Origin of the sequence: Corallococcus sp. RDP092CA (genome assembly GCF_041903675.1) — a bacterium.
In the GTDB taxonomy this organism is placed as follows: Bacteria; Myxococcota; Myxococcia; order Myxococcales; family Myxococcaceae; genus Corallococcus.
This window is the reverse complement of record NZ_JAYESI010000063.1, coordinates 1-12,853: the sequence shown is the minus strand read 5'-3', so window position 1 is coordinate 12,853 and position 12,853 is coordinate 1. Positions and strand designations below refer to the sequence as shown.

Below are 12,853 nucleotides of genomic sequence, written 5' to 3'. Positions count from 1 at the left end.
TGCTCTTCGTCAATGGCCACCTTGCGCGTCATGGTGGCCTCCTCTTGGCGCGGGTGCCAGCACCTTCGCACGCTGCGGCCAAGCAAGCGTGTGCTGATCAACTCGCTAAATGAGGGGACCCTTCAGGATGCCGTCCGGGCCGCGCTGACCACCCCCTGGAGCAACGCGCAGTCCGAAGGCCACATCACGAAACTCAAACTCCTGAAGCGGCAGATGTATGGGCGAGCCAGCTTCGACCTGCTGCGCCGTCGCGCGCTGCTTGCCTCCTGAGCTTGCGCGTCACACAAACTGCGGGAGAGCCACCAAACCCGGGCAAGCTCATCCCTCGCGCACGACTCAATCAGCCGAGGCGTGAATGAGACAGGACAGCCGGTTCAGGCCTGATGAGCCAGTACGCCTCGTGAAGCATCACCCCAGGCCTCTCGTCCGAGCAACCAGCTATTCCGAACTCTTGGGCTTCTCAAATTGCTTCATCACCCTGTCACGCACCTCGGACAGATTAAAATGAACAGCACAGTGCCTGGCATCCACCGAACAGAAGATACCCGGATGAGTTCCCAACCTCCTCGCATCCTCCAAAGTGGTAGCAATCTTCAACACTGAGCAACATCTCGGGCAAAGCACCCTACCTCCAGACTTAGCGATTTCTATCGCAGCCCGCACATCCCCGGCAAACACAACCTCATCCATACTCACAACCCCTCAAACAACGCAGGAACCTTCCCCATCTCAAGATGACCATAGTCCTCCATCACACCACGCCAAATCTTCAACCGCTCAGTAAAATTCGGCCGGCGAAGGTACTTGGCCAAGAATTCCCGCCTGAAAGCCATGTATTCATCATGAATCGTATTCGTCGGACGGCCCAACTGAAGACTTCGAACATGACTTGACTCATGAACGATCGTCGCAACCGCATCGTCCACGCTGCCAATATTCCTCATGTAAACATTCGCCTGTTGCGTAAACGGGTTCGTGAGCCCCAGGAGCCCCTTATTCGGAGCGCTTCCGTAACCATAATCCAGCACCACATCGAAAAACGCCTTCTGCATCTGGGAATACGACTTCATTGCAACTGAATTCTCGGCAACCCCCAGACCAACCTGGCGAGCGATTATTGGATCAAGCTCCTCCGCCGAATCCTTCAAGGCAATTCGTCTTACCGCCAGGGGGCTATTGGAACTTCCAGCACTTGGCAATGGACCCTGCTGAGTTACAAGTGCCACAGTTCCGCCTTCTGCGGACTCGACGACCACTGACTCTGAAGCAGTAGCGGTGCGACCAAACGGATTGGCGGCGGCTCCCAACTCGCCCAACTCTGCCTTCGGCAGTCGACTCGCCACAGCATTCAGGACTCGCCCGCCCAGCGCACCAGCTCGCGCCATCGCTGCCGTGCCTCCAGGCACCTTGCTGGTGACCCATACTGCCCCAGCACCGACCACTGGCAGCGCCTTTCCGAGTCCATAGCCAAGAACAGCCCCCTTGGTTCCTTCGATGACCTGGTCGTCGGCGTGCTGCTGCCAGCTCTTTGCCGAACCATCAAACGTCAGTGAATCGAACCCCGCGTTCCCGAGCGCGCCGCCAACAAGGTACCCCGTTCCACCCGAAAGCACCGTGGCGTCGATGCTCAGGCCCAGTTCGGCTCCACCGATGGTGTTCTGCGCCACGATAGAAGCGTAGTCGCCAAGACTCCTGCGCTGTCCCCAGAGCAGGTCGTTGCCCCCCGCTCCAATGGCTTGGCCTACGCCCCACGCGAAGCCCAGAGCAGTGCCAACGGCTGTAGCAGAGTGGCCATCGTCATCGTGGTAGCTGAGTGGATTTCCGTGCGCGTATGTATACCGGTGCAGGCTTGGCGCATCGTCCAACTGTCCCTCGTACGAATCCCTTGAAATGAACTGCCCCAGCTCGCTGTCATAGTACCGGGCTCGTGCATAGGTGAGCCCCGTCTCCACATCGTACTGGTGTCCCGTATAACCGAGCTTGAACTCACTGGCCGTGGGCGCTGAGCCACTTCGGTAACTGCCCCAGGCGTCGTATTGCCGGGCCGCGGTGACGGTACCACTCGTAGACAGTGCGTCCGTCACACTCCCCAGCGCATCCGTCCCCAGGAAGTTCGTCGCTGCGGAGCCCACTTCGCTGACGGCCAACGGCCCCCCGCCATAGTGATAGCGCCGCTTCGACGGATGCGTGACTTGGGCCCCATCCAGTTCCTGTAGGATGAAGCCATCATCCAGCACATATGCGACGTCTTCAGACGCCGTGCTCCTTTGCGTCCGCTGGAGGTTGTTATCGTAGTCGTATCGCCCCACCTCCTGCTCGTTGTCATAGACGGCGGTGAGGGTGTTGCGGATGTCCCAGGCGAAGGTGCGGGTCCCCTCTTGTGTCACCTTCTCCACCAGGTTGCCCATGAGGTCGTAGTTCAGCACCGTGTTCCGCGAGGCATCCTTCGCATCCACGAACCCGCTCAGCCAGTCCACCCGGTTGAAGGTTCCGGTGACATCGCGCGTGAGCCACTGGGGAATCAGTGTGGTGTAGGCATCGGGACCAAGCCCCGCCGCAAATCTAGATGGAATCCGACGCTCACCCGTGCGGTTACCCACGGCATCCAGCCGATACAACGTACATTGTCCGTCAGACGAGCCCACTCCTGTGAGCCGATTCAAGACGTCGTAGCCGTACCCGGTCCTCACACTGGCACCCAGCACCTGCGTTGAGGGGGACGTGCGCGTCTCCACCTGCGAGGATCGATTCCCGTTGGCGTCGTAGGTGTAGGCGAACCGGCTGACCACAGGTCCACTCGCTTGACACGTATCGCTGACCGCGCCCCGGACAGTGACAACCTCAACCAACCGCCCGGCCGCGTCATAGCAGCGCCCTTCCGACAAGCCGTTGGGCCACACCACCCCCTTGGGCAAGGAGTCCGGCCAGGACCGGTACTCCACGACGCCGACCGGAAGAGTCGTCTGCCGCAGGCGCCCCAAGGCATCGTACGCATACCCCGTTACAACTCCGTCCGAGTCCGTCACGCTCGTACGGTGCCCCATGGCGTCGTATCCAAAGGAGAGTTGCTTTCCGTCCTGCTCCCTCAGCCGCGTCTTCACACGATCGAGCGTGTCATATGTGTATGCCGTCGCATCCTCTACCACGCCACCCGGCGTCTGCTTGAGCAGCGATTCACGCAGGAGGTTCCCGTTACCGTCATACGCGAAACCCTCCGCGTTCACCGACGGTAGCTCTCGCGGCTGCACATGCTGCGAGTAAACGCGTGACTCCAGCCGGTCGAGGAGCCCATACCCAGACACCGTCACCTGCCCCTTCGGGTCGGTCATGGAGTCCAGGTTCCCGTTCGCGTCATACGTGTGGAACCACGTCAGCGTGCCCACGCTGCCCGACGGCGTCGCGCCGGCTTCGAACAGCGGCACCTGACTCCGCTGATCCGCCGTCATCCGCACATGCGAGTCCAGGTGCTGATGCTCGGCCGTGCGCAGGTTGCGCGCATCATACTCGTAGGTCGTGAGGCTCCCATTCGCGTCCTGCTTCGCCACCAGGTTGCGGTTCGCGTCATAGACATAGGACGTGAGCCCACCTGCGGCATCCGTGACGGACAGCAGCTTGCTCTGCTCGTCATAGGCGTACCGCGTCACGTACGTACCCGTGCAGACCTGCTCCTCCACCTGCTCCAGCGTCAGCCCGACCGCACCATCATGTAAGAGCACGGGAGCGCCGAGCGGTTGCTGCATGCACACACGGTTGCCCACGGCGTCATGGGCCCACGCCGTGACCTGCCCGAGCGCATCCTCCTCGCGCACGCGCCGCCCCAGGTCGTCGTAGGTGTAGCGCGCATCGAAGAGAACACCCGTGGCGCGAGGTCCCTTCTTCTGCGTCAGCTGGCCGGCGGCGTCGTACTGGAACACGGTCGTCGCCGCTTCCGCCGTTCCGGAGCCCTGCGTCTCCTCCACCAGACGCGCCGCTCCATCGTAGAGCCGGGTGGTCGCGTAGCCATTCGCGTCCACTGCCCGCACCACCTGCCCCGCGGCGTTATAGGTCCAGGACTCCTCCGCCACATCCTGGCCCTGCCCCCGCGAGGAGTGCACCTTGCGCCCCAGGCCATCCTCCCGGTGTGTCTCAGGCACCTGGCGCCGGTCCCAATGTGTCTGCTCGCGGGTCGCATCTCCGTACTGCCAGCTCTGGCCGTAGACCGCCGGGCCGCTCACCGATGCGGCTTCGGACTGGCTCAACACCCGGCCCACGGCGTCGTAGGCGAAGCGAGTGAGGTGCCCCTTCGCGTTCCTCTCCACGCGCTTGTAGAGAGCATCGAACCAAGTGTCCGAGGCATATCCCGCAGCATCCGTGTAGCGGACGACACGCTGGAGTCCGTCACGATACGTCACAGTGAGTTGCCCTCGTGCGTCCAATACCTGCTCGCGCGTCAGGGCCTCCGTGTCCGGGACATCCACATACGTCCGCTCGCTCACCGTCAGGGCCTGCCCCCCTTGGGACAAACTCTCCATCAGGGCCTCGCTTCGCAGCCGCCCCAACGCGTCGTAGGTGAAGCGCCGTTCCACGCCGCGCCCGTCGACGGAGCGGATGACATGACCTTCCCCGTCATGCGCCTGGCTCTCGGAGACCCCCATGGGGCGGTGCACCTCCAGCAGCCGGCCCAGCGCGTCGTGTACCGTCTCCGTCCGCCGGCCCAGAGCATCTACCCGCGCGGACTCATGGCCGTACCGGTCGTACTCCACGGTGTGGACCAGGTTGAGCGCGGGCCCAACCCTTGAATCGTCCGGCTGGCGCGCCAGCGGTCCATTCGCGGCGTCCTCCACCACGTTGAAGACGCGTCCCAGCCCATCCAGGTGCCGAGCCTGAACGAAGCCCCGTGCATCGCGCGTCCACTCGACACGCGCCACGTCGTCATGGACAGTCTGCGTCGTGTAGACTAACTCCTCGGCCTCCGTCGCCACCCGCTCCGTTACCGAGAGCACCCGGCTCAAGCCGTCATACGCCGTGGTCTGTTTGTGATGCTGGACGCCTCCCGCTTCCCAGCGAACCTCTGTCACATTGCCGCGCCCATCGTATTCGCGCCGCTCGACCCGGCCGGCGGCGTCCGTCTGGACGATGGCACGTCCCAACAGGTCGTACTCCACCGTCTGGGCGTGGCCGTTCCCATCCACCTGCCGTACCCGATGGCTGGTCAGGTCATATGCGAATGTCTGCGTATAGCGTACGAGCGGTGCATCAAGGTCCGCGCCCCGAACATTCGGGCTCTGCTCTTCCACGACCCGATAGAGCGAGTCCAGCCGGTAATGCCTGTCGAATCCAGACAGGTCCTCTTCCGCCACCTTATTGTCAGCGGCGTCGTAGGCCACATGGGAGAGCGTGTAGATCCGACTCACGTCGCCGCTGTCGCCCCCCTGGGCCATGAACCGTGACGCATCCGCCACGGACACCTTCACCTCCACCGGACGATCCGCGAAGTCATACATCGTGGTTGTGCGGACACCGCGGCGGTCCACGACAGACGTACGGTTGCCCGCGTCGTCATAGCCATAGCGGGTCTCCAGCGAGGCAACGAGGCCTCCTCCGGACTCGACCGTCACAGCCCGCCGGCCCGCGGCATCCAGCCAATGCTCACGGGTGAAGTCCCCGCCCAGGGTCTCGTACTGGAGCTGGCCGCCCGGGTAGTACAGCGCCGTGCGCACCTGTCCTTCACCGTGAGGATTCACCCACTCCTCGCGCTTGACCCGGTCCAGTCCGTCCCACTGCTGGCTCCGATGGCGTCCCAGCCCATCCTGCTCATCCTCCAGGCGCCCGCGGGCGTCGTAGAGGGTCTGCACCGTCACCGTGGATGTGCCGCCCACCTGGAGCGTCTTGGTCCGCAGCTGCCCGTAGACGTCGTACGCGGTGGCCCACTCCCAGTGCCCGTCCGCCCCTACGCTCTCTACCCAGTCACCAGTGACAGCCAATGGCGGGCAGGTCGCGCCTTCAACTCCGCAGTAGCGCCAGCTCAGCACGACGTCCCGAGGGGACTCCTGCAGCGAAGCCACGGCCTCCTCACAGGTCGCGGCGGAGGTCAGCATGACGCGCGGCACCCGGTTCACGTAGCGCCGTGTCTCCAACAGGCGTCCCGTCCCCTCCGGGGGCACGTCCTCGGGTGCATCTCCGGAGGAGTCCACCCGCGAGACCGTGGCGTACCCTTCCGCGTCCACATGGCAGACCTGCGCGTTGAAGCCCGCCTCGTAGCCCCACTTCTCCACCACCTCCGAGACAGGCTGCCCCTGCGCGTCAAGCACGGGCAACGTGGCCGCCACGGTCTCCATGGACGGTAGCGCCGTTCCCTCGATGCGGCGCTCCACCAGGTTGCCACGCGCGTCGTAGGCCAGATGCGTGACGCGTCCGCGAGCGTCCACCTCTGTCTCGCGCACTCGGTGGACCGAGTCCCAGAGCGCTCCTGCCCGCGCCACCACGCCAGCAGACAGGGGCTTTTCCGTCTCCACCACAGCCCCCGTTGTCATCATCCAATAGTGGGTTGCGGGAACCTCGGTCCGAGGGCCCTTCACCGACGTGCGGTACGTGGTGAGTGACTGCCCCAGCACCGTTCGCGGTTCAGGGGCGATGCTGTAGGTGAACGAGGTGATGGCCTCCCGCAGCGGGGCGGTCTCCAAGACCTCCACCACCTGCTTCACCCGTTCGTCCTTGCCCATCAGCAGCAGGAAGTCGTCCTCGCCTGGCATCGACTCCGCGCGGCCATAGTAGATGTAGCGAGTCACCTCACCATCAGGTCCCGTGTATCGGGCCAGTCGCGTCCGCCCCGCTTCCGACGCGCCGTCCTCATAGGCGTACGACTCGGTCCTCAATGGGCTTCCACTGCCGCAGGCGCCGTCGTAGCGCGACACGGAGGCCAGGCGTTGCTGGCTGTCGTAGGCGTACTGGATGCAAACGTTGAGGAAGGTCATGGACGTCGCATCCACCTCAGTGGCGTGGTGCAGTTCCACCGTGTGGAGCCGCAGATGGCCTCCCTCGCGGACGTGGTCCAACTTCAGCAGTCGCCCACTCGCCTCATCGAACACCCGGGTCAGCGCACCGTCGACGGAGGCATCCCCATATCGCATCAACGCCCGGTGCCCCGTGGGCGCAACAATGGAGGTGAGGCGGTACTTCACGGGGAAGCTCGCGCTGTCGAGCCGGCCGTGGCGGTACTCCGTCCCATCCTTCGCGCGGAAGATGTACTCCCGCGCGGCCCCCACGCCCTCCACACGCAGCGTGCCGTGGTATCCGCGCTGGGCCACGCAGTCCGTGCCATCCCCCGTGCAGGTGAAGACCTGCCCACCCCCCTCACCGCTGGTGACCGCGTAACGGAACCCGCCTCCGAGCAACGGCTGCACAGCGCCTTCGTACGCGTGCGTCCAGCCCAACCCCAACACGCCCTCGTCGGAATAACCGCTGGCATATGCACGCTGCCACGAGAGTCCCAGACCCCGGCTGGGAGTCTCCACGTCCACAGCCTGTTTCACCAGGTGGCCGTCCACCACGCTGACGCCCTTCACGAAGGTATGGGCCACAGGCAACCTGCCCACCGTTCCCACGGTCGTCGTGAGCACGGCCTCCCGGTTCAGGGCAGCCTGATTGGGATTGTCCGAGATAAACGTAACCCGAATCGCCTCCTGCCCCACCGCTCCAGGTGGGACCTCCATCACCGCGAAGCCTTCCTGTCCCAGCGCGATAGCAGCACCTCCGAGCCAGGAGACCTGCGTGATGCCTGTGGCATTCGCCAGCACCTGCGCGCTCGCGATCTCCGTCTCTCCTCGGCGAACCTCCAGCCGTCCGTTCGCGAAGACCTTCATGCCCAGCGGCGCGCCGTAGGCAATGGGCAACTGTGCGTCGTCTGGCGGCGGCTCACCGGGCGCCAGCTTCCGCGCGGACACGAAGTCCCACACCGGCAGCACCCAACGCGCCCGCAGTGGAAGCCCCGCCACGAAGAGGTCGGGATCCGGCGGTCGCACATCCACGTCCTCCGTGGTCTGCAGCACCTTCACAGAAGACGTCGCGGAATAATCCTTCGCATACAGCTCGAAGCGGACTCGTCCGCCTTGCGTTCCAGCCGCCAGCGGAAATATCTGTCGCGTGTTGGAGGACTTGGGAAGCACGATGTCCCCATCAGCATCCCGGGACACATTGGAGGGCAGGACTAGGATGCTGTCTCCTGGCACATGGGGCTGAATCGTCAGCCGGACATACAAACTGTCCGAACTGCTATTCACCACCAGCGACCCCAGCCCCGAATCCGACGTCGACGCTTGTCCGCCAGCCTGGACCACCGCCCCCCCCTGCACCTGCCGGAGGGGCTCCAGGGTGGGGATGGTTGAGTACTGCCAGCCGAAGAGGTCTCGATTGCAACACACCTGCACGAGTTGTCCGTTCGCACGACGCTCAAAGGCCCGACCCGCGAACCACAGCCTCTGCCATCCCTCAGCCACCAGATATCTGGGGCGGAATGCCACCGACGCCTGATCATCCAGGGGCTCCGGTCCCACCGAAACCGGGGTCGCCATGGTGAAAGCGAGTTCGGTTCCATCCTCCGCCTCCGTCCAGATGCCCACCGCCACATCCTCCAATCCCTCCTCGTCACCCCGCACGGGCACCCAGCCCGTCTCTCCCACAGGCCACCGCAGAACCTGTGCGACCGTCACTTCCGGACCCGACGTCTGGTAGACACCGTTGAAATCGCTATTGTGTGTCATCCGGAACGTGTAGCGCGCGCTGGGGACGGAGGCCCACACACTGAACTGGTGCGACAAGGCGCCGACCGTGGCAGTCACGAGGTAGTAACCGACTGTTGTTCCTGGGATGTACCCAGCATCCAGCCATCCATCCAGGTCAGACCATTGCTGAAGCGTATGCAGCTGCATGGGACTGTTGGGATCCAACACCTGAGGGGCGGTGATGTCAGCATAGCGGTAGAACCGCCCGGTCGCCGGGGACTGAGTCCATGTCACCTGCTGATTGGCCAAGGCATTTCCGTATTGATCCAGTACCTTCGCCGCGAAGGGGGCAATCATCTGCAGTCCCGCTTCGGTCTCAGCGGGAACACTGCCTTGGGGCTGAATCTGAAAGGGCACATCTGGCAACCCCACCTCGACAAAGGGCGCATCCAGCACAAGGGTCTGGGTCCCGTTGGAGGTTTCTGCCGTCACGGCGTTGTAGCCCAGCCGTTCAGGGTAGTGCGTTCCCTGCCGCAAGAACGACAAGCGTGGGATGTTTGTGTCAGGCACCACCTGGACCGCGGCAATGCCGTTCTCATCCGTCGCCGCCTGCAACTGGGCCTGGGACTGCCCCGTGTCTCCGACAGGCAGGAAGCCCGGTTGAGAGCCGAGCGCACGCTTGAAAGTCACGACCGCGCCGAGCACCGGGTCTCCGTTGGCGGTCGTCACGCGCACCGCCACGGGTTGGGGAAGGGGCTGTCCAACCACACCCTCCTGCAGGTCAGTCATCACCACCTTCTCGATATTGGCGACCTGTGTCACGTCCTCCACGACGAGGTCCGTCTCCAGGTGAGACAAACTCTCTTGCAGATGCACCATCCCCTCTTGAGGGAACCGCCCCAGGGCCAGTTCCCAGGCCCGTGAGAAGACGCCATCCCTCAAAGTTTCGAGCAGTTCCTCCTGCCGCTCAAACGCCAGCAATAGCCGCTGCCCGCGAGTTCGGGCCTCTTCATCTACGAGCTTGACCTTCTTGATCAGCGTCTTGGCTCTCAGCAATTCTTCCCTGGAGCGTTCGAGGGCGGCCTTCTCTGCTTCACCCACGACCGGGGAGTGCCAGAACCGCTCCCACCAAGCGGAGCCAGGTCCGAGTTCGGCGCGAGCCTTCGCCAGCGATTGCGCTAACTGTTCCTGGGGAGCATCCCGCTTCGCTTCCCATGCGAGGCGGGCAGCCTCGAAGGCTTGCGTCTGATCGGTGGGGATGACCGCACAGGAGCGCTGCGACGGACTGAAGCGCTCATGCAGCGGTGTCGTCTCCCAGGAGGACGCCCGGCTCCGCCCCCCGGAGGCATCGTCTTCCGCCTTGGATACCCATGCCCCAAGCAATACCAGAACAACGACCACCCATCGGCCCGCTTGCATCAAACGCTCCTGCATGCGCCTTGACTCAAGGCACCTGTATAGACTTTCCGCGAGTCGTCCACTACTGCAAGCTCCCTGCCTGCATTGAATGGCGCCCTCGCCCACACTCCAGAAAACGCTGCCTGCGGTGATGGGCGGAGACCCGCAGTTGCTGGATGAGGCGGGCTTCGTCTTCGAAGAGTCCGAAGATCCGGACCCCCTGTCCACCAATCAGGATGCGCCCGGATTCCCCTGGCAATCGCCGGCACTATACTCCCCCAAGAGTCCATTGCAGCCGCTCATCGCAACGCTCCCTCAGCTCCACAGCGCCCCCTCTGGTCTTTCCAGCGCCAGTTGGGCTCGCCTACGAAGAGCTCACATTCCTCGCACCTGGAGGCTGGATGCGTCACCGTTGACTCGTCGTCGCGTTGCTCTGGATATCGGCGGGCTGCGCCCACTCGAAGCGGGCCCCCGCGTCGGAGCCGCCCAGGTACGCGCACGTCCTCCGGAAGCCCCTGGCGGAGGCGCTCGCCGCCACGCACCAGCTCCTGGAAGCACAGGGCTACGCGTTCGAGGAAACGGAGGACCCCCACCAGCTCGTCACCACCTGGTCCGAGCCGGACCGGGCCGGCTCGCGCAGCGCCCGCCCCACAGTGGCCGCCCGCCCCGGCCTGAGCCCGTACCTCCAGCTCCGCGACCCCTCCGCCACCGAGGGCCTCCAGGGCCTGCTGTACGTGGGGAAGCTCACCCCCTCCCTGCCCGCCGTCCTCGGACCGCGAGCGGCGCCACCCTCCGACCCCAGCCAGGCCCCCCGGGATGCCCGGCCGCCGCCAGCCGCTCCCGGGCGTCTTCTAGCGCTCCTGGAGGATTGACGACACTTAACTTCAGGGCTAACCATTCACCCTGAAGTTAACGAATTCCGTCCCCCAGGGGTCCCCGCCATGAAGCCCATTCCCGAGGACTGGCCGCGCATCTCTTCCAGCCTCTTCTACGTGGACGCCGCCGCCGCCATCGACTGGCTGGAGCGCGCCTTCGGCTTCCAGACGCGCCTCAAGGTGGAGGGCGCGGACAACACCATCGTGCACTCGGAGCTGGTCTACGGCGACGGCGTCATCATGGTGGGCTCCTCCGGGCGCCACGGCCTCCACCAGAGCCCCCGGCTGCACGACGGCGTCAACACCCAGACCCTCATGGTCTACGTGGACGACGTGGACGCCCACTGCGCCCAGGCGCGCGCCGCCGGCGCCGTCATCCTCTCGGAGCCCGAGACCAAGAACTACGGCGACGACTGGGGCACCAACCGCACCTACGGCGCCCAGGACCTGGAGGGCCACCGCTGGTGGTTCACCCAGCGCGTCTCCGGGCCCAGGTAGCATCCCGCGCCCATGGCTCCCCCGTCCGCGCTCGACCGCACCCTGGCCGCCCTCGCCGACCCCACGCGCCGGGGCGTCGTGGACCGGCTGCGCCGCCGGCCCCAGCCCGCAGGCGAGCTGGCCGCCGCGTTCGACATGAGCCCTCCGGCCATGTCCCGCCACCTGCGCGTGCTGCGCCAGACGGGGCTCGTGGAGGAGCGCATCGACGCGGACGACGCCCGCGTGCGCGTCTACTCGCTGCGCCCGGAGCCCTTCGCCGCCCTGCGCGGCTGGCTCGACGAGGTGGAGTCCTTCTGGGAGGACCAGCTGGGCGCCTTCAAGGCCCACGCCGAACGCACCCGCGCCACGAAGCCCCCCGGAGGCCGCAAGTCATGACCGCGGACCGCGCCCGCGTCACCACCTTCGTCGCCGTGTCCCCGCTGGACGCCTTCGAGGTCTTCACCCAGGAGACCGACCTCTGGTGGAAGAAGGGCCCGCGCTACCGCGCCGTCCGGAACCCCCGCGGCGTCCTGCGCTTCGACCCGCCCGGCCCCGGCGGGCGCCTGCTGGAGTCCTTCGAGGAGGAGGTCTTCGAGATTGGCCGCGTGCTCGTCTGGGAGCCCGGCGCGCGGCTCGTCTTCCAGTGGCGCGCGACCCACTTCGCCCCCGGGGAGACCACCGAGGTCGACGTCCGCTTCGAGCCCACCTTCGGCGGCACCCGCGTCGTGCTGGAGCACCGGGGCTGGGACGCCATCCGCATGGACCACCCCGTGCGCCACGGCCAGGATGGCGCGGCCACCCTCGCGACGATGGGCCGCTGGTGGGGGGAACTCGTCACGCGCTACCGCCTCCACGTCGCGCGGCCCCGCCCCACGTGAGACACCCCGCTCCGCCCGCGCCTACGGGCAGGGGCCGCAGTCCGCCGCGCAGCTGTCGGCCGTGTTCCCGCCGCCGCACTTCTCCGTCAGCTGGCACACGCCGTCGCCGCAGCGGTAGATGTCCTGGGGCAGCATGCGCGTGGTGACGGGCCGGTAGTTCACGCCGTTGTACGTGCAGCGCGTGTAGTACGTCCGCGTGGCGTCCAGCGTGCAGTAGTACCGGCACGCGCCCACGTGCTTCATGGGCTCGCACGACCCGGTGTCGCTCCAGGACGACAGGCCGCAGGTGCGCACCGTGCTCTCGTCGTAGTCCAGGTACGCGCCGTCGTTCGCCGCGAACACGCCCTCGCCCGTGAAGAGGTTGCCGAAGAAGCACGCCTCCTTCTCGCTGTATGTATTCAGCTCGTCCGGGGTGTACGGCACCGCCCCGCCCGCCGCGTCGCGCCCCAGCAGGGAGATGTTCACGTGCACGCCATACTTGTTCGCGTGCGCCGCCAGGCACGCGCTCACCACCTGCTGCTCCGCC

General features: G+C 65.4%; 5 protein-coding genes and 2 pseudogenes. 5 read left to right on the top strand and 2 right to left on the bottom strand.

What is annotated here, in order from left to right; translation table 11 throughout:
- Nucleotides 1–270: pseudogene (locus U8525_RS33885) on the top strand (hypothetical protein); the annotation flags it as partial.
- Nucleotides 271–692: 422 nt separating this feature from the next.
- Here the strand turns inward: U8525_RS33885 and U8525_RS33880 are convergent.
- Nucleotides 693–10,133, bottom strand: a complete 9,441-nt coding sequence (locus tag U8525_RS33880) for an RHS repeat-associated core domain-containing protein (protein ID WP_374270878.1) — start codon at nt 10,131–10,133, stop codon at nt 693–695.
- 392 nt (nt 10,134–10,525) lie between these two features.
- On the opposite strand from U8525_RS33880, the gene U8525_RS33875 reads away from it, so the two are divergent.
- From U8525_RS33875 to U8525_RS33860, 4 genes are all read left to right on the top strand, one after another.
- On the top strand, nt 10,526–10,969 hold the full coding sequence (locus tag U8525_RS33875; protein WP_374270877.1) for a hypothetical protein: 444 nt from the start codon (nt 10,526–10,528) through the stop codon (nt 10,967–10,969).
- Between the two features lie 69 nt (nt 10,970–11,038).
- A complete protein-coding gene (locus tag U8525_RS33870) occupies nt 11,039–11,470 on the top strand; it encodes a VOC family protein (protein WP_374270876.1) in 432 nt (143 codons plus the stop codon).
- 12 nt (nt 11,471–11,482) lie between these two features.
- Entirely contained in the window at nt 11,483–11,845 is a 363-nt protein-coding gene (locus U8525_RS33865) for an ArsR/SmtB family transcription factor (RefSeq protein WP_374270875.1), read from the top strand.
- Nucleotides 11,842–12,327, top strand: coding sequence for an SRPBCC domain-containing protein (locus U8525_RS33860; RefSeq protein WP_374270874.1), 486 nt, complete (start codon nt 11,842–11,844; stop codon nt 12,325–12,327). Before U8525_RS33865 ends, U8525_RS33860 begins: the two co-directional genes overlap by 4 nt.
- A gap of 21 nt (nt 12,328–12,348) precedes the next feature.
- On the opposite strand, the pseudogene U8525_RS33855 reads toward U8525_RS33860, so the two are convergent.
- A pseudogene (locus U8525_RS33855) lies at nt 12,349–12,853 on the bottom strand (hypothetical protein); the annotation flags it as partial.

Excerpts from the sequence above, each read along its gene's own strand:
- U8525_RS33870 (WP_374270876.1), top strand. The coding sequence starts at position 11,039 with ATGAAGCCCATTCCCGAGGACTGGCCGCGCATCTCTTCCAGCCTCTTC.
- U8525_RS33865 (WP_374270875.1), top strand. The coding sequence starts at position 11,483 with ATGGCTCCCCCGTCCGCGCTCGACCGCACCCTGGCCGCCCTCGCCGAC.
- U8525_RS33880 (WP_374270878.1), bottom strand. The coding sequence starts at position 10,133 with ATGCAGGAGCGTTTGATGCAAGCGGGCCGATGGGTGGTCGTTGTTCTG.
- U8525_RS33860 (WP_374270874.1), top strand. The coding sequence starts at position 11,842 with ATGACCGCGGACCGCGCCCGCGTCACCACCTTCGTCGCCGTGTCCCCG.